This is a genomic window from Prevotella sp. P4-67 (assembly GCF_002251325.1).
Classification (GTDB): domain Bacteria; phylum Bacteroidota; class Bacteroidia; order Bacteroidales; family Bacteroidaceae; genus Prevotella.
Map to the genome: position 1 here is coordinate 12,701 of NZ_NPJL01000023.1, position 17,693 is coordinate 30,393.

18 protein-coding genes and 1 pseudogene are annotated in these 17,693 nt (G+C 52.0%); 14 read left to right on the forward strand and 5 right to left on the reverse strand.

The annotated features are described in order from the left end of the window. Window position 1: 1 nt before the first annotated feature. From CIK92_RS03595 to CIK92_RS03610, 4 genes are read left to right on the forward strand one after another with little or no spacing between them, the layout of a single operon-like run. Window positions 2–1,540 carry a L,D-transpeptidase family protein gene (locus tag CIK92_RS03595; protein ID WP_254045992.1) on the forward strand — a complete coding sequence of 513 codons (1,539 nt, stop codon included), beginning with the start codon at window positions 2–4 and terminating at the stop codon, window positions 1,538–1,540. After that, on the forward strand, window positions 1,537–2,076 hold the full coding sequence (locus CIK92_RS03600) for an RNA polymerase sigma factor (protein WP_094388198.1): 540 nt from the start codon (window positions 1,537–1,539) through the stop codon (window positions 2,074–2,076). Before CIK92_RS03595 ends, CIK92_RS03600 begins: the two co-directional genes overlap by 4 nt. Before the next feature lie 43 nt (window positions 2,077–2,119). Then, entirely contained in the window at window positions 2,120–2,464 is a 345-nt protein-coding gene (locus CIK92_RS03605; protein WP_144289321.1) for a hypothetical protein, read from the forward strand. A 23-nt stretch (window positions 2,465–2,487) separates the two neighbouring features. Further along, a complete protein-coding gene (locus tag CIK92_RS03610; RefSeq protein ID WP_094388200.1) occupies window positions 2,488–2,928 on the forward strand; it encodes a hypothetical protein in 441 nt (146 codons plus the stop codon). 75 nt (window positions 2,929–3,003) lie between these two features. Here CIK92_RS03610 and CIK92_RS03615 read toward each other — a convergent pair whose 3' ends face one another. Genes CIK92_RS03615 through CIK92_RS03625 form a run of 3 tightly spaced genes read right to left on the reverse strand, consistent with a single transcriptional unit; the run spans window position 3,004 to window position 5,023 of the window. After that, window positions 3,004–3,588, reverse strand: a complete 585-nt coding sequence (locus CIK92_RS03615) for a lipopolysaccharide assembly protein LapB (protein WP_094388201.1) — start codon at window positions 3,586–3,588, stop codon at window positions 3,004–3,006. A 3-nt stretch (window positions 3,589–3,591) separates the two neighbouring features. Then, window positions 3,592–4,827, reverse strand: coding sequence for a M64 family metallopeptidase (locus CIK92_RS03620; protein WP_094388211.1), 1,236 nt, complete (start codon window positions 4,825–4,827; stop codon window positions 3,592–3,594). 10 nt (window positions 4,828–4,837) lie between these two features. Beyond that, window positions 4,838–5,023, reverse strand: coding sequence for a hypothetical protein (locus tag CIK92_RS03625; RefSeq protein WP_022310305.1), 186 nt, complete (start codon window positions 5,021–5,023; stop codon window positions 4,838–4,840). 58 nt (window positions 5,024–5,081) lie between these two features. On the opposite strand from CIK92_RS03625, the gene CIK92_RS13675 reads away from it, so the two are divergent. From CIK92_RS13675 to CIK92_RS03675, 10 genes and pseudogenes are all read left to right on the forward strand, one after another. Further along, entirely contained in the window at window positions 5,082–5,234 is a 153-nt protein-coding gene (locus CIK92_RS13675) for a hypothetical protein (protein ID WP_158214727.1), read from the forward strand. Between the two features lie 63 nt (window positions 5,235–5,297). Further along, entirely contained in the window at window positions 5,298–5,801 is a 504-nt protein-coding gene (locus tag CIK92_RS03630; RefSeq protein WP_094388202.1) for an RNA polymerase sigma factor, read from the forward strand. Window positions 5,802–5,809: 8 nt separating this feature from the next. Beyond that, a complete protein-coding gene (locus CIK92_RS03635) occupies window positions 5,810–6,475 on the forward strand; it encodes a hypothetical protein (RefSeq protein ID WP_144289322.1) in 666 nt (221 codons plus the stop codon). 22 nt (window positions 6,476–6,497) lie between these two features. Continuing rightward, window positions 6,498–7,400: a hypothetical protein gene (locus tag CIK92_RS03640; RefSeq protein ID WP_094388204.1), complete on the forward strand. Its 903-nt coding sequence runs from the start codon at window positions 6,498–6,500 to the stop codon at window positions 7,398–7,400. Between the two features lie 216 nt (window positions 7,401–7,616). After that, entirely contained in the window at window positions 7,617–7,961 is a 345-nt protein-coding gene (rpsF, locus tag CIK92_RS03645) for a 30S ribosomal protein S6 (RefSeq protein WP_022310308.1), read from the forward strand. A 2-nt stretch (window positions 7,962–7,963) separates the two neighbouring features. After that, window positions 7,964–8,236 carry a 30S ribosomal protein S18 gene (gene rpsR / locus CIK92_RS03650; protein ID WP_094388205.1) on the forward strand — a complete coding sequence of 91 codons (273 nt, stop codon included), beginning with the start codon at window positions 7,964–7,966 and terminating at the stop codon, window positions 8,234–8,236. A gap of 15 nt (window positions 8,237–8,251) precedes the next feature. Next, on the forward strand, window positions 8,252–8,773 hold the full coding sequence (gene rplI / locus CIK92_RS03655) for a 50S ribosomal protein L9 (RefSeq protein WP_094386181.1): 522 nt from the start codon (window positions 8,252–8,254) through the stop codon (window positions 8,771–8,773). 185 nt (window positions 8,774–8,958) lie between these two features. Then, complete coding sequence (fabD, locus tag CIK92_RS03660; RefSeq protein WP_022311167.1) at window positions 8,959–9,846, forward strand: ACP S-malonyltransferase; 888 nt, start codon at window positions 8,959–8,961, stop codon at window positions 9,844–9,846. A 5-nt stretch (window positions 9,847–9,851) separates the two neighbouring features. Continuing rightward, a pseudogene (locus CIK92_RS03665) lies at window positions 9,852–11,970 on the forward strand (alpha-amylase family glycosyl hydrolase). 16 nt (window positions 11,971–11,986) lie between these two features. Continuing rightward, complete coding sequence (locus CIK92_RS03675) at window positions 11,987–15,253, forward strand: glycosyl hydrolase (RefSeq protein WP_094388207.1); 3,267 nt, start codon at window positions 11,987–11,989, stop codon at window positions 15,251–15,253. Between the two features lie 92 nt (window positions 15,254–15,345). Here the strand turns inward: CIK92_RS03675 and CIK92_RS03680 are convergent, their stop codons facing one another. Next, on the reverse strand, window positions 15,346–16,920 hold the full coding sequence (locus CIK92_RS03680; RefSeq protein ID WP_022311163.1) for an Rne/Rng family ribonuclease: 1,575 nt from the start codon (window positions 16,918–16,920) through the stop codon (window positions 15,346–15,348). A 222-nt stretch (window positions 16,921–17,142) separates the two neighbouring features. Continuing rightward, the gene (locus CIK92_RS03685) at window positions 17,143–17,421 is read right to left on the reverse strand and encodes an HU family DNA-binding protein (protein ID WP_022311162.1); all 279 of its coding nucleotides are present in this window, start codon (window positions 17,419–17,421) and stop codon (window positions 17,143–17,145) included. Window positions 17,422–17,693: the final 272 nt, after the last annotated feature.

Genomic DNA, 17,693 nt, shown 5'->3' on the forward strand with positions numbered 1-17,693 from the left:
CGTGTCGAGCCTCCTGAAACTATTCTTTATTGCGGTTGCTGCCTTTTCGCTTGTCGCCTGTAGCGAAAAGGATGTCAATCCCAACCGCGACCTTACCTTGGATGATTTTTCCACGATGCGTGTGTCTGACTATGTGGTCAGCCTGTCGCGTCTCAAGCAGCATTTGGACCGCCAAGTGCGCGATGACCGAGATACGGTCGCTTCCGATTATTTTCTTCGCAATTATTACCAGCAGGGTGGACGCCTCCTTTGGGTAGACCGTCAGGGCGTCGACCGCCGGGCTGACACTCTCTTGGCCTATCTGCGTCATGTCGACAAGATTGGCTTCAGTCCCAATCGTTTTCGTGTGTCCCAGATAGAGGCCGACCTCCAACGTATGCGCCACCTGCAGTTTGACACGCTCCATACAGCCAGTCGTGTAGTGGCTCGGCTGGAGTACAATCTTACCAAGTCATATCTGCGCTATGTGACGGGCCAACGCTTCGGTTATGTCAACCCCCGCGTGCTTCTCAACCGCATTGACCTCGTCGACACGGCGCGTATAAGCCTCGGCTATCGCACCCTTTTTGATGTCGGGATGGACACCCCTAACCGTGCGTTCTACCAGCGCGCTCTCGCCAAGGTCGAGGCCGACAGCGTAGCCGTCTTCCTGCACGATGTCCAGCCTGTCGACTCTCTGTATCGGCGGTTTGCGCAGATGCTACTGTCCACTCCGCCGCAGACGCCAGCCTATTCGCGGATCATGGCCAACATGGAGCGCCGCCGCTGGCGCACCCACCGACATCCCCAGACTTGCCCCAAATATGTGATGGTCAATGTGCCGGCGTTTATGTTGACCGCTGTCGACGGCGAGACCACCATGCAGATGCGTGTAGGACTGGGAGCCGTGTCTACCAAGACCCCTCTGCTCGTCAGCGATATCTCCCGTATGGACCTCAACCCTCAATGGATTATCCCGAGGAGCATTATCCGTAACAGCGTGGTACGCCACATTGGCGACAGTGCCTATTTCGCCCGCAACCATTACATTGTGCGCGAGCGCAGTACGGGAAAGACCGTCTCCTGGCCACATTTCACATCAGATATGCTGCTTTCGCCCACCTATTCGGTTGTGCAGAAAGGCGGCGAGGGCAATTCCTTGGGGCGTATAGTATTCCGTTTCCCCAATTCTTTCTCCGTTTATCTCCACGACACTTCATCTCGCGGATTTTTCAGACGTGCTGTGCGCGCAGTCTCGCATGGTTGCGTGCGAGTTGAGCGCCCCTACGACCTGGCAGTATTCCTTCTCGCCGACAAAGACCCGTCGGTCAAAGCCAAGATACAGTATTCGATGACAGCCATGCTGGCCCGCGACGGCGAAGCCCAAGCTGATACGCTCAAGCGCCGTATGGTTATCCGTTCCAAGAGCCTCGACCCGGTAGTGCCGTTGTTCATTACCTATTACACCCTCTATCCCGACCCTCAAGGTCATATGTGTGAGTATGCCGACATCTATGGTTATGATGCCGTAATCAACCGATATCTGAACAATTACCGATGACAGTCGACGACAACACACTTCTGAAGATGCTCGCGTCGCCCGAGACCAAGCGCAAGGCATTCGGGCTCATCGTCAGCCAGTATAGCGAGATGCTGTATTGGAAGATACGACACTTTGTGCTCTATCACGAAGACGCCGACGATGTGATGCAGAATGTGCTGATGAAGGCGTGGATGAACATCGACAGGTTCAAGGCCGATTCCAAGATTTCCACCTGGCTCTACAGTATTGCCGTCAACGAGTCGCTCGACTTTCTGCGCCGCAAGAAGAACGTGGCCGACGCCGATGCCGACCTCTACGCCGCCCGGCACCTGATGGCTGACGAGTATTTCGACGGCGACGCCACCGAGGCCCTCTTGCAGGAAGCCATTGCCCAACTTCCCGACATGCAGCGCACGGTTTTCCTGCTCCGCTATTACGATGAGATGAAATACTCAGAGATGAGCAAGATGCTCGAGCGTACCGAGGGCGCTCTGAAGGCCAATTACCACATTGCAGCCCAGAAAGTTTTGGATTATATTAAGCAGCGTGATTAAACTATTCGAAGATACAATCGTCAAACGTATAAAGTGAATGAATATGAGCGAAATCAATCTTAATGACATGCAGTCTGGTCACCACCGCAATCCTTTTACGGTGCCTGAAGGATATTTCGACCATTTTGCCGATGACTTTATGGCCCGTCTTGATGACCAGCCTGCCGTTGTCCATCATTCATGGTGGCACCGTTACCGTTATTATGTGGCTTCAGCAGCCTGTCTGGCAGGCCTGTTGCTTACATCTACTGTCTATCTGGCCCATAAGCAGCATCAGCAGACCAAGGCTCTTGCCGAGCAGCATGCCATCGATGCTTCTATCGACGAGATGGCCGACTATGCCATGTACGACAAGGGCGATATGTATGCTTCGCTGTCTGAGTATTAATGTATATATAATTAAGGTGTAGCATGAAAAGAATACTGATAATGTCCTTCACTCTGCTGCTCGTTGTCGTGGCGGCTGCCGCAGAGCACGATTTCAACCCCCGAAGATTTCAGGCGGATATGGAGACCTTCATTGTCAAGGAAGCAGGTCTCACGCCTGCCCAGATAGATAAGTTCCTGCCTCTTTTCCGTGAGATGCAGACCAAGCAGCGTGCCCTTTTCGACGAGATGCGCCAGTATCGCCGCATGGCCGATTTCGGCGACGACAACGCCTGTGCCCGCGCCATCCACCGCATGGACAACATCGATGTGCAGATACGCCGCATCCAGCAGCAGTATCACCGCAAGTTTCTGGCAGTTCTGCCTGGCCGCGTGGTGATGAAGATTCTTCGTGCCGAAGACTGCTTCCATCGTCAGGCTTTCCGCCGTGCAGCCCGCTGTCCTCGTGCCCCGAGAGAGAAATAGCCCCATCCGTTTATAGAGAGACGGGAAGAATGTCGCAGATGATTATTGCCGACATTCTTCCCGTCTTTTTTGTGTCTATTTTTCGTCCAGATAGTTTCTTAGGGCAGCCGTCATGTTGTGCAGTTGTGCCACTCGGGCTTTGTAGTCAGGGCTTCCCGCCCGTTCGTAGTATATCAGTGCGCTCTCCAGATAGTCCTTTGCCACCCGCATATTGTGTAGATTGATGTAGCAGAAGCCTAAGCGGTAGAGCGCGTCGGCCTTCTCGTTGCCGTAGCGCATCAGGGTGGTGGCTTCGTAGTAGGCTATGGCGCGCTGCCATTGCTCCTGCTTGAACAAACATTCGCCGCAGAGCCAGTTGTAGAGTCCCACCTCTTGGGGCGAGAAGGCTTTCAGTTGCGGGATGGTCGCCTCCAGATATTCTGCAGCCTTGGTGTATTGGCTTTCGTAGTAATAGCACACGCCGAGAAATGCCCTAAAGCGCGGATTGATGGTATATACGCTGTCGAGCCGTGCCAGGATGAGCATGCACTCATGATACTTGGCCGTCTGAAAATACTCTATGGCTCGCCCCAGCTGCTCCTTGTCGGCCTGCTGGGCGTGCAGAGGCAGCGTGGCAGCCACGAGTATGGCTATCGTAGTCAGCGTATGGCGCAGCGGCATGGCTTATTCGGTATAGAAATTGATGAGTCTGACGAGCGCCTGATGGCAAGCCTTGCAGAACTCGGGGTTCTCGTTGGTGCGCATGCGGCAGTCGGGATAGGCGCGATACACACCCTTGAGGCTGTAGCCCGCTCCCTCGTAGAAACCAGCCTGGCTGTCGGTGCCTATCAGGTTCTCCCACTTGTTGCGGAAGTCCACCTTGGTCGTGATGTTAGGTTCCCATGGCTCCACATCGTGAGGATACATGGGGATGTCTTCAAAGTCGTAGGCGTATTCATCGGCAAGACCGGCAAAACTGTGGCCGAACTCATGGACCACCACTGGGCGGAACTTGGGATGGTGGGTCATGGCGAGGTTGTACGAGTTGAGTATGCCGCCGCCACCATACTGGTCGGTATTCACCAGCACGATGATGTGCTCATACGGAGTGCCAGCCAGCACGTCGTGCAGCGTCTTCAGCCTGAGTGTGGTCAGATAGCGCGAGCTGTAGAATGTGTCGAAGTGGGAGCCCAGCACCGTGTTCTTCCATTCGCCTGTTGCCGGCGACGATGTGCCGCTCTCTGCCGAGACGGCCTTCACTGCCACCACGTTGAACCTGTCGCGCATGCTCTTGAAGGGCTCGTGGGCAAAGATGGCATCCATCGCGGTGCGGGCGTCGGCTACGAACGTCTCCATCTCGCCCTCGGTGTAGCCCTCGGCCACGAAGGCTATGTGGATGCAGCGTGTGGTGTCGCGGGCCTGCCATAGGGTGGTGTAGGGCGTAGGCTTCTTGCCGATGCGGCGTATCAGGATGTCGCTGGGCACCACCGTGTGGGTGTAGCTTGCGATGACCTCCTGGCGGTTGTTGCGCAGGTCTATCGTCACCTCTACCGTGTCTTTGGGCATGGGCATCAGAAACACATTCTCAAACGAGCGTGCCGCGCCCTCTGCCTCGGGATAGCTGAGCCATTCCTGGAAGAGCGTGGAGAACGAGTTGCGATAGATGGCGGTGCGGGTCTTGTGGTCGCGCACGGTCAGTTGGCCGTTTCCTTGTACCGGCAGTTCGGTCAGTCGCTGTCGTTTGCCATACCATCGGGGGCTCACGTTGAGCTGGTCGAGAGCGATGTGTTGCTGCCGGGCGTTGCCCTCGAAGATGTAGTCGAGCCGCAGCGTGCTGTCGGTGAAATACTTGTCAAAGTCTTGTGCCGTGGCCGTCGCACACAGTGCCAGGGCGAGCAGAGTCGTCATTATATGCTTCATATCCATTGTCTTATTCGTGTTTCCAAGCCGTGATGTATAGCCCCACGCTTATCACTACCGCAGCCAGACCAGCCAGCAGCAGCGAGTTCTTGATCCAGGGGTTGGTTATGACATAGGCTGCCACAAAGCAGACCATGCCCGTCACGAGGGCGTAAGGCGCCCCTTTGCCTATTCGGGTGAAATCTATCTTTTTCATTATTGCAAAGGTAGTGCAAACCGATAGGAGAACAAAATAAAATCATTTATTTTTTATCATGATGGTCATCAAATTGATTGCAGAGTGGGAAATGGAGATTTCAAACTCGGAATTATCCAAATCGCGGCGTGCAACCACTATTTCCAACCACGAATTAATCTTGGCGGCCATCGATGGTACAATCGGCGTCGTCAGAAGAAATTTAGGTTAATGTGTGTTAAATCGGTTGATAAATCGCATGTTTCCGCGTTTATAGAGTAGCATAGCGAAAATCATGATGAGCGAAAAGGAGTTTACCGATATGGCCGCAGAATTGCGCGTGGCAGCCGTCCGTTCGGCTGTCGCTGCCGGCATCGGTGTCGAGGGCGCAGAAGATGTGGCCCAAGACATAATGCTGAGGCTGTGGACGCTGCGCGACAATATCTCCTCCGCCCGTCATGCCCGTGGACTGGCTGTGGTGGCTGCCCGCAACAGGGCGCTCGACATGCTGCGCCAATCTCACACGGTATCGCTGACGACGGGAGTGACTGTTGTCCAGTCCTCGTCGGCTGCCGATGTCGCTATCGAGGCCGAGGAGACCGATGCATGGCTGCAGCGCAGACTTCAGGCTCTGCCGCCCATGCAGCATCAGGTGTTGCGGCTGCGACAGATAGAACTGAAGGACAATGCAGAGATAGCTGCCATACTCGGCATCAAGCCAGCCTCGGTGGCCACGCTGCTCTCAAAGGCACGCAGGCAACTGCTCTCCGATATCAGAAAACGTAATCAACGTACATAAATATAACAATGTATAACGAAAAGCAAATCAGACAACTCCTCACGAGGTTTATGGAAGGCCATACCACGGTGGAAGAGGAACAGGAGATAGCCCGGTGGTTTGCCGCCCGTAGCGAGGTGGCTCCCGACTTGGAAGACTATCGGCAGATGTTTGCCTACTTTGATGCCGGCATGCCCGAAGAGGATGTGGCTGTCACTCCCGTGGCAGCGGGCAGGTCGTCGTCTGTGGCCCGGAGCATCGCCCTCAGGGTGGCTATGATTGCCGCCGCCTGTGTGGCTGTGGCGGTGGTCATGACGCTCGCTCTCAGCCCGTCGTCGCCGTCGGCAGACAGTGTGCAGATAGCAGCCGTTCCCATAGACACGGTCTCGGGTGCCGCTGTCCATGCACCCTCAGTCCCCAAGGCAGACAGCGTGAAGAGCGAGAAACCCAAGGCGCGCCGTTATCATAAATACATGTACACGCCGGCGCCTCCCCACCCGCTGTATGCCGAGGCGCGCCGAAAGGAGTTCGTCGACTCTCTCTCCGACGCCATCGATGCCTTTGTGGCACAATGCGTGGAAGAGGCGCAGCGCGACGATGAGCAGCTCTACCAGCAGGCTATGATGGAGGGAGCTAACCGCGAGAATGCCATCGTCAATGAAGCCTTGGCTGTGCTCGAAGAAGAAGTTTATTAAAATATAAAGGAGGAAACTGAATATGAAGAAAATCAAGCGTTTTATCTTGTTGGCTGTGCTCGCTGCCATGGCGGCTGTCGCCTCTGCTGCCTCGCCCAAGCAGTCTATTGATGTAGCATTTGCGCAGCTGGCTCAGACCCTCATAGACATGGGTGCCATCACCAATAGCGAGGCCCAAGAGTATGAAGGCGGTTATCACAAGTTCTACAACTTTGTCATCGACAAGGAGCAAAGAAAGCTGGTCGATGACTTCGAGGCCAAGACTATGCGGCCCAATGTGGCTCTGGCTTACATGTCTAATTTCCGCAAGGCCGGTACGATAGCCAAGTCCAATAATATAGGTTATGGCAAGGACAACGCCCTGAGCTATAGGCTGGGCGTGTATATCGACCGCAACTACGATGTCCTCTACCTGCGCGACCCGCTGAACAAGGAAAAACGTTATGTCTATGCTTTGGTGTGGTGGATGTCTGGGAAAAAGATGAATGGTTCGCTGCTGAAGTTCTATAACACTGACCCGGTGGTGCAGCGAGAGAAGGCATCGAAGCAGACCGAAGGCCGCAGAGTGCTACGCACCGAGAGCGACAGCATCTTGATGGTAGATGGTAGCGGAAAGTTGGTCTACTCCAATCTGGATATCGCCAACAAGGCCACCAAGTTTACCTCTTCCAGTCTGTTGACGGCTGTAACATCGGTATGTTCGGCCTATACGTCGCTCGCCTTTTCAGATGGCGCAGCAAAGGATGTGGAATACCGCCAGATATTGGCCAACCGACTGGTAACCCTGTGCAATCTGGGTCGCAAGACGTTTGATGCCAACGACAAGAAGGCTTGCATCAAGCTGGTAGAAGGCGTGCGTCGTTGCGAGCCGGATGTGGTCAACAGCACGCTGCTCGACGCTGCGCTCACGCTGCTCAAAAACTGATTATAGAAATCTCTCTCAACTCTGAAAGTCCTCCGGAAACTGTCAACGATGGTTGCCAGGAGGACTTGTCTGATTAAAAAAATAATGAAATAATCCTCGAAATGTTTGTCAGTCAGGAAAAAAAGCAGTACCTTTGCACCGCATTTTGAGGCAGTGGGCTTCGGCTCGCCTGTCGATAGTGCGCAAACATTAATCATTTATTAATTTATAAACAGTATGAATCAATACGAAACCGTTTTCATTTTGACTCCCGTTTTGTCTGATGAACAGATGAAGGAAACGGTCGCTAAATTCAAGAAACTGCTCACCGATAAAGGCGCAGAGATTCTGAACGAGGAGACCTGGGGACTGAAGAAGATGGCTTATGCTATTCAGAAGAAATCTACAGGCTTCTACTGCCTGTTGGAATTCAAGGCTGAGCCAACTATCGTTAACTCTCTTGAGACTGGCTATCGCCGCGACGAGAAGGTTATCCGTTACATGACCGTTAAACTTGACAAGTATGCTGCTCAGTACGCCGAAAAGCGTCGCGCAAAACTTGGTAAAAAAGAGGAGGCTTAATCATGGCAGAGCAGAACAATTCAGAAGTACGTTACTTGACAGCTCCTTCTATCGATGTAAAGAAGAAGAAGTATTGCCGCTTCAAGAAGAGCGGTATTAAGTATATCGACTACAAAGATCCTGAGTTCCTGAAGAAGTTCCTGAACGAACAGGGTAAGATTCTTCCCCGTCGTATTACTGGCACATCTCTGAAGTATCAGCGTCGTGTGGCCCAGGCTGTAAAGCGTGCGCGCCAGATAGCATTACTTCCTTATGTAACTGACTTGATGAAATAAAAAGGAGGAAGCACAATGGAGATTATTTTGAAAGAAGATATCATCGGTCTTGGATACAAGAACGATATCGTGAACGTTAAGAGTGGTTACGGTCGTAACTATCTTATCCCCACAGGCAAGGGCGTTATCGCTTCGCCCAGCGCCAAGAAGGTACTCGCTGAGAACCTTAAGCAGCAGGCTCACAAGCTGGCTGCCCTCAAGGCTGAGGCTGAGAAGAAGGCTGAGGCTCTCAATGGTGTAGAGCTGGTAATCGAAGCTAAGGTTTCTGCAACTGGTGTAACTTACGGTTCGGTAGGCGCTGCTGCTGTAGTAGAGGCTCTCGCTAAGAAGGGCTTCGACATCGACCGCAAGATTGTTACCATGCACGATGCCAAGAAGGTTGGCGACTACGAGGCTACCGTTCACTTCCACAAGGAGGTAGAGGTAAAGGTTCCCGTTAAGGTCGTTGCCGAGAACGCTCCCGTGGAGGCCGTTGAGGCTCCCGTTGAGGAGGCTCCTGTTGCTGAGGCTGCTGCCGAGGCTCCCGCAGCTGAATAAGTTTGCGCTGTAAAGCAAATCTCAATAGAAATCCTAACTGCAATTGCGTGGTTAGGATTTTTTTTGTGCCATAATGTATGGCGGTGCCTCGCGCGTACATAAAAATAAATGTGATTTATTTTGTATTGCGCTCGGTTTTCACTAACTTTGCACTAAAGTAATAAGTATTAAGTAATAAGATAATAATGAAAGCATTTGTATTCCCCGGACAGGGTTCACAGTTTGTCGGCATGGGCAAGGAGCTCTACGACAATAATCCATTGGCAAAAGAATTGTTTGACAAGGCCGACGAAATCCTCGGCTTCAAAATCACTGATATCATGTTTGCAGGCACCGACGAGCAGTTGAAGCAGACTAATGTTACCCAGCCTGCTGTATTCCTGCACAGTGTCATCTCTGCTCTCTGCCTGGGCGACGAGTTCGCTCCAGCAATGGTTGGCGGTCACTCACTCGGTGAGTTCTCTGCTCTTGTAGCAGTAGGTGCGCTCAGCTTTGAGGATGGCCTGAAGTTGGTGGCTGCCCGCGCCAATGCCATGCAGAAGGCTTGCGAGGCTAACCCTGGTACTATGGCTGCCATCATCGGTCTGCCCGATGAGAAGGTTGAGGAAATCTGCGCTGAAGTGTCTACCGATGGTAATGTAGTGGTTGCTGCCAACTACAACTGTCCTGGCCAGCTGGTTATCTCTGGCAATGTAGATGCCATCAATGCCGCCTGTGAGAAACTGAAGGAAGCCGGTGCCAAGCGCGCTCTGCCCCTGAAGGTTGGTGGCGCTTTCCACTCTCCTCTGATGCAGCCCGCCAAGGACGAACTTGAGGCCGCCATCGAGAAGACTACATTCAATGCGCCCAAGTGCCCCGTTTATCAGAACGTGGACGCCAAGCCCCACACTGAGCCTGAGGTAATCAAGGCCAATCTGATAGCCCAGCTCACCAGTTCGGTTCGCTGGACTGCCAGCGTGCAGGCTATGATTGCCGACGGTGCCGATGACTTCACGGAGTGTGGCCCTGGAAAGGCGCTGCAAGGTATGATAGGTCGTATAGACAAAACCGTGGCTGTGCGCGGTATCGCCTGAACGATATGATAGTTTATCAGATATTTACCAGACTTTTCGGCAATCGTAACACCACTCGTAAAGAGTGGGGCTCGGTTGCCGAAAATGGTTCTGGGAAGATGAATGACATTGATGCGCAGGTGCTGAAGCGCATCAAAGCTATGGGTGTGACCCATGTGTGGTTTACCGGTGTGTTGCGTCATGCCTCGCAGACCGACTACACGGCTTATGGCATTCCGGCTCAGAACGCCGAGGTGGTCAAGGGTCGTGCCGGTTCTCCCTATGCCATTACCGATTATTATGACATTGACCCCGATTTGGCTGTCGACGTCGATAAGCGTATGCAGGAGTGGGAGTGTCTCATCGCAAGGACGCACAAGGCGGGGATGAAGGTAATCATGGACTTCGTGCCCAACCATGTGGCGCGTCAGTACCACTCTGTATGCAAGCCCAAGGGCGTAAGAGATTTGGGTGAAGACGATGATGTCAACATGCACTTTTCCACCCACAACAACTTCTATTACTGCTGGGGGCAGCCGCTTGACTTGGGCGATGTCACCGATAGTCAGACTTATCACGAGGCTCCTGCCCGTGCTACCGGCAATGACCATTTTGACAATCGTCCTGGTCGTAATGACTGGTATGAGACCGTCAAGCTCAATTATGGCGTTGACTATTGTGATGCAGGCGGTCGCTCTGAGCATTTTGACCCCATTCCCGATACGTGGACCAAGATGACAGACATCCTGATGTATTGGGCAGGCAAGGGAGTGGATGGTTTCAGATGTGATATGGCGGAGATGGTGCCCGCAGCGTTCTGGGCTTACTCCACCAAGGTGGTGAAAGCGGCTTATCCGCATATCATCTTTATCGGCGAGGTCTACAATCCTTCGCTCTACCGTACTTATATTGGGGCTGGCTTTGACCTCCTATATGACAAGGTGGGCATGTATGACAGCCTGCGTGACATCGTCTGTGGCCGTCGTTGGGCCTCTGACATCACAACGCAATGGCAGCAGACTGATGATATCCGCGACCACATGCTCTATTTCCTGGAAAATCATGACGAGCAGCGTATTGCGAGCGACTTTTTCGCCGGCGAGCCTTGGGCTGCCTATCCCGCCCACATTGTGAGTTGCCTGCTCCACACCAATCCTTATATGCTCTACGCTGGTCAAGAACTCGGCGAGCGTGGTATGGACAAGGAAGGCTTCAGTGGTCGCGATGGTCGTAGCACTATCTTCGACTATTGGAGCATGGACAGTGTCAACCACGGATACTTCGATATTCGCAAGAAAACACCGTCGGAACGCAAACTGATGGATGCCTACAAGCGCGTGATGCTCATTGCTGAGAAAGAGAAGGCGGCAAGCAGAGGTCTGACCTTTGACCTGATGTATGTTAATGGTCATCTGGCACAATCTCAATATGCCTTCCTGCGCAAGAAGGATGACGAGCTGCTTCTGGTGGTTGTCAATTTCGCAGCCGAGGCCATCGATACGGGAGTTATCATTCCTTCGCATGCCTTTGAGTATATGGGTATCGCAGAGGGGGATGCCGACGCTGTCGATTTGTTGAGTGACGGTAAGGCCAAGTTGCATCTTGCGGTCAACGAGGCTGTCAATGTCGCCGTTCCGGCTTATGGTGGAGTAGTATACAAAATCAAACAATAATATCATGGACGAATTGATTCTGAACGAACACAACAAGGAGGAATTCCCGCCTGCCCATACTGCCGAGCATCTGCTCAATCAGCTGATGGTACGTAAGTATGGGTGTGAGCGAAGTCGTAATGCGCACATCGAGCGCAAGAAGAGCAAGATAACCTATCAGCTCGCCAACAAGCCCACCCGCAAGGAAGAGAAGTTCATCGAAGATGAGATGAACCGCCTCATTGATGAGGACATGCCTGTAACCTATGAGTTTGTAGACCGTGACCATATCCCCGAGGGTGTTCATATCGACCGTTTGCCCGAGGATGCGAGCGAAACCATCAGGCTGGTACGCATCGGCGATTACGACGTCTGCCCATGTATCGGCAAGCATGTGCGCTCTACTGGACAGATTGGCCATTTTACTCTGCTCGGCACCAATTGGGACGAAGAGAAGCGCAGCTTCCGAATAAGGTTCAAAATCGTACAATAACTTAATCTATATCCATATGTTGAAACTTAAATCATTACCAGTATTGCTCTTTGTTGCCGCAGGGGCATTGTCCGCTTCGGCTCAAGACGCACAGACTTTGTACCAGGACTTCCAGCATCCCGGTCAGCCTTATCGCCCCCGTGTATGGTGGCATTGGATGAACGGAAACATCACCAAGGACGGTATCTACAAGGACCTCACCTGGATGAAGCGTAGTGGCATTGGTGGCTTTCATGTCTTCGATGCCGGTCTATCCACTCCGCAAGTCGTCGAGAAGCGTCTGCCTTACATGACGCCAGAATGGAAAGACGCCTTCCATTATGCCATTCATCTTGCCGATAGTCTCGGGCTCGAGGCGACTATTGCCAGCGCTCCCGGATGGAGCGAGACTGGCGGCCCATGGGTCAAGGACGAAGACGGAATGAAGAAGCTCGTTTGGCGACAGACCGAGGTCAAAGGTACAGGCAAGGCCCTGAAGGTTAAGTTGCCCGGTGGCTTTGATATCACTGGCCCCTATCAGGACTATTGTTATGTCAATCAATCTGTAGCCACAGTCTTCTTGCAGAAGAAGTTCTATCGCGACGTCGCAGTGCTGGCTATGCGCATTCCAGATAACGACAAGTCGATGATGGAGCTCAATCCGACCATCACAACCAGCGGTGGCACAGTTACTGCCGAGCAGCTGGGCAACGACAGTATCTCTGACTATTCTATCATCCAAGCCGAGAAGGACGGCAAGGCATGGGTGCTGATGGACTTTCATCAGCCACAACTCGTGCGGTCAGTGACATGGTCGGTATTGAAGATAGAAGAAAGAGTGGAGAACTGCGCTGCGAGTCTCTTCTGCAGCATGGACGGAAAGACATTCACCAAGGTGGTCGACCTGAGTTACCAGGGAGGCTTCGAGCGTGTGGAGGATATTCCTCAGACCACAGCCCGTTATTTTAAGATGGTATTCACCAGTACGGAGAAGAACAATCCCGCTACCGGATTCCGTCTTTCTTCACTTAAATTGTCACCCGTAGTACGCGTAAATCTCCTTTCAGACAAGTCGGCATCTTCTTTCTATCGTTATGGAACGTCTGTCAAGACTCCTGCCACTACCGATGTTGTCAACACGGCAGACGTTGTCGATGTCACCTCTTTTGTCAAGGACGGCGTGCTTACCTGGAAAGCTCCCAAGGGTCGTTGGCGTATCATGCGATTCGGCTACGGACTCACAGGAAAGACCAACCATCCCGCTTCGCCTGAAGCTACCGGTCTCGAGGTCGACAAGATAGACCCCGTGGCTATCCGCGATTACTATAAGAATTATCTCCAGACTTATGTCGATGCCAGCAAGGGACTGATGGGTAACCGTGGTATCACCTACTTGCTCAATGACAGTTATGAAGCCGGTGCCCAGACATGGACAGGTAAGATGGTGGAAGAGTTCAAGGCCCGCCGTGGCTACGACATTCTCCCCTGGCTTCCCGCGCTGGCAGGTATCGTTGTCAACAGTGCTGAGGAAACCGAGCGCTTCCTCTTCGACTGGCGTACCACTATCGGCGACATGATGACAGAGTACCACTACGACCAGCTCACTGACATCCTCAAGCCCTACGGCCTGAAGCGATATACGGAGAGTCATGAGGCGTGGCGCGCCAACGCTACCGACGGCATGGACTGCAAGCGCAGCGCCGATATACCTATGTCTGCTATCTGGATGCGTTACAAGCAGGGACTCGTAACCGTCCCCCAGCACGAGAGTGATATCCGAGAGTCTGCTTCTGTTGCCCATATCTATGGACAGAACGTAGCTGCAGCAGAGTCGTTTACATCCGATGGCTTCCGCGATGGTGCCTTCGTGTATACCCCCGCTGTCCTCAAACCCACCGCCGATGCCGCTATGGCCAGCGGATTGAACCTCTTCGTCATCCACACCTCTCCCCACCAGCCTGTTGATGATAAGGTGCCGGGCATTGGCCTTGGTCTTTGGGGCCAGTGGTTCGACCGCAATGAGACTTGGGCAAGCCAGGCCGGCGCATGGACCGACTACCTCGCCCGCAGCTGTTATCTCTTACGCCAAGGTAAGTTTGTCGCCGACGTAGCTTACTATTACGGTGAGGATACCAACGTTACAGCCCGCTACCAGACCCGTATGCCAAAGTTCCCCAATACCTACAACTATGACTTCGTGAGTCCGTCGATAGTTAAGGATGTCCTCAAGGTTGACAATGGTCAGCTGGTAACCGCCACAGGTATGCGCTATCGCGTATTGTGGCTTGACAATGTGAGCATGATATCCATCAAGATGCTGCGCCGCATCAAGCAGCTGGCTGATGCCGGTGTGACCATTGCCGGCGACAAGCCCAAGATCCTCGTGGGACTCGATGGAACCGTCGAAGAGTTTGACAGCCTGGTAAAGGATATCTGGGGCTCTGGCCGCAAGAATGTTACTACCGGAGTGTCTATCGGCAAGGTGCTTGCAAACACTGGAGTCGCTCCCGATGTCACCTTCTCTGACGCCAAGGCCAACATCAAGTTTGTACACCGTCGTCTGAACGATGGCGAGATTTACTGGATAGCCAACCAGACCAAGCAGGCGCGCAAGTTCACTGCCTCCTTCAATGTCACAGGCAAGAAGCCACAGCTGTGGCATGCCGATACCGGCGCCAAGGAAGATGTGAGCTACGAAATGGTCGACGGCCGCACCCGCGTAACCCTTGACATGCCCGCCTATGATGCAGTCTTTGTGGTGTTTGTCGACGATACCGATGTTCCCGCCGTCACTCTCGCCGAGCGCACCCGCACAGCTTTCGCCGAGTTCGCCCAGCCATGGACAGTCAGCTTCCAGGCTCATCGCGGAGCTCCATCCCAGATTGCTTTGGATAGCTTGGCATCGCTTACAGAGTCATCCGAGCAGGGAGTTAAGTACTTCTCAGGTGTTGCAACTTATACCAACAACTTCAAGGTAGCCAAGAAATCACTCAAGAAGAATGCTCCCTCACGCATACTGCTTGACTTGGGCGAGGTCAAGGACTTGGCCGAAGTTACCGTCAATGGTCAGCCCGTGGGCGTGGTATGGCATGCACCTTATATAATAGATATCACCGCTGCCGTCAAGGCTGGTGACAACAAGGTCGAGATTGCTGTAGTCAATCCATGGCACAACCGCATGGTAGGAGATATGCAGCCCGGCGCCGAGACTGTCACCTATTATCCCATCAAGTATTACAAGGCCGACGAGCCTCTGCTCAAGTCAGGCTTGATAGGCACTGCCCGCATTGTCGGTGAAAGATAAAAGCAAGAAGCTACCCTTCGTCAGTCCAAAGGGTAGCTTCTCACAGATTACTACAAGAAAGAGCCTCCCACTTTGCTGTGAGAGGCTCTTTCTTATTTGGTTTCGATTTCTTCCTTCATGTCGATAAACTGCTTCTTTGTATCGTAGAATTCGTATTGTAAGAAAGCAAGTTTCTGCGACGCTATTACATGTACGCCAAAGCCGTACTTTAGCTGCCATTTTCGCTTGAGTGATACCAGTCCTTGGTTGATATATGCCTCAACGTATGGATGTACATGTAGATAGAACTTCTTGATGCCAATCTTGTTGACCAGTCGGTCAATCTTTCTTTCGAGAATGTCAGTAAACAGGATGCTCGACTTGATTTTGCCTGTACCGTTACAGGTGGGGCAGGCCTCTTCAACGTTGACGTCCATGGCTGGCCTAACCCTCTGACGGGTTATCTGCATCAGTCCAAACTTGCTAAGAGGCAGGATGTTGTGTCTGGCTCTGTCCTTTTGCATGTTCTTGCACATACGTTCATAGAGCATCTGCCGGTCTTCGGCGAGGTTCATGTCGATGAAGTCTACGACGATGATACCACCCATGTCCCTTAGTCTGAGTTGGCGTGCCAGTTCGTCGGCAGCGCCAAGATTGGTTTCCAGTGCATTCTGTTCCTGTCCGTTTTCCGATTTAGAACGGTTTCCACTGTTCACGTCAACCACGTGCATTGCCTCAGTGTGCTCGATTATCATGTAGGCACCATGGCGGTAGTTGACCGTTTTGCCGAAACTCGACTTAATCTGTTTGGTTACGTTGAAGTTGTCGAAAATTGGAACTTTACCCGTATAGAGTTTTACGATGTGCGCTTTTTCAGGGGCTATAAGCGACACGTAGTCTTTTACTTCCTGATAAACATCTTCGTCGTTGATGTAGATGTTCTCATAACTTGGGTTGAACAGGTCTCGCAGAAGCGCTACGGCACGGCTGGTTTCTTCAAACACAAGTTGGGGTCTTTTCTGTGTCTTTTGCACCTTTGTTATGGCGTCCTCCCAGCGCTTGGTAAGCACCTTCAGCTCAGTATCCAGTTCAGCCACTCTCTTACCTTCGGCTACCGTTCTCACAATAACTCCACAGTTTTTCGGCTTAATGCTATGTATAAGCTGCTTGAGTCTTGCTCTCTCTTCTCCCGACTTTATTTTGGAAGATACCGAGACCTTATCGCCGAATGGCATAAGCACAAGATATCGTCCGGCAAAAGAGATTTCGCCTGTCAGTCGCGGACCTTTGGTAGAAATGGGTTCTTTTACAATTTGCACCAGCACCTCATCGCCCACTTTGAGCGCAGTCTGTACGCTGCCGTCTTTAGGGATATCGGGCAGACGTGATGCTTTGGCAAAAGGGTAAAGTTTTTTCCGGTCACTCTGTACCTGTCTGAGATATTTCTCGTACGAGTTGAATTGGCTTCCTAAGTCAAGATAATGAAGAAAGGCATCGCGTTCGTAGCCTACATCCACAAAGCTGGCGTTGAGACCAGGCATCAGCTTTTTGACTTTTGCTATGTAGATGTTGCCCACAGAGAAAGAGGCCGAGCGGGGCTCGTTCTGATACTCCACGAGGTTCTTGTCCTCGAGCAGAGCTATCGAGATTTCTTTCTGACGGACGTCAATGATTACTTCGCTTGTCATACTATCTTCACTTATTGCTTAAAAAAATGGGGGCATGTCGCACGACACGCCCCATTAGTCTTTTTGATTAGGCTATAGAGCAATACAATGATTACTTGCTCTTATGTCTGTTCTTGCGTAATCTCTTTTTACGCTTGTGAGTAGCCATCTTGTGGCCCTTCTTCTTTTTACCGTTTGGCATAATTCTTTTAATTTAAATGGTTATGTTTTTGCGTTGTATGCTTAGTTGTTCTTCATCTTCTCCACGAACTCCTTGGCAGGCTTGAAGCTGGGGTAGTCGTGTGCGGGGATGATTACAGTAGTATTCTTCTGTATGTTGCGAGCTGTCTTCTCTGCACGACGCTTGATGATGAAGTTACCGAAACCACGCAGTGAGATGTGCTCTCTCTTGAGCAGGCTTTCCTTTACAGTCTCCATGAGACTTTCCACTACAATGGCTACTTCCTTCTTTGAGATGCCAGTATTCTCTGAAATCTTGTTTACAATTTCTGTCTTTGTCATTGCTGTTTTTATTGTTATTTATATGAATATTTTGACTATGTTTGTTTTTGTGGGTGCAAATATAATAGTTTTTTGTGTGATATGAAAAGATTATCACTCTTTTTTGCGTTTTTGGGGGATATTTTGCCGTATAAGTGGCTCATTTGTAGGTTATTGAAGGGCGAAAAGAGGCTTTTCGCCACCTTTTTGCATGTCTCCATCGTTACTTTCTTGTCACTCGCTTTTCCCCTTGTTTAGACTGCGATTGCCGGAGGTATCGATGGCGTTGCCCC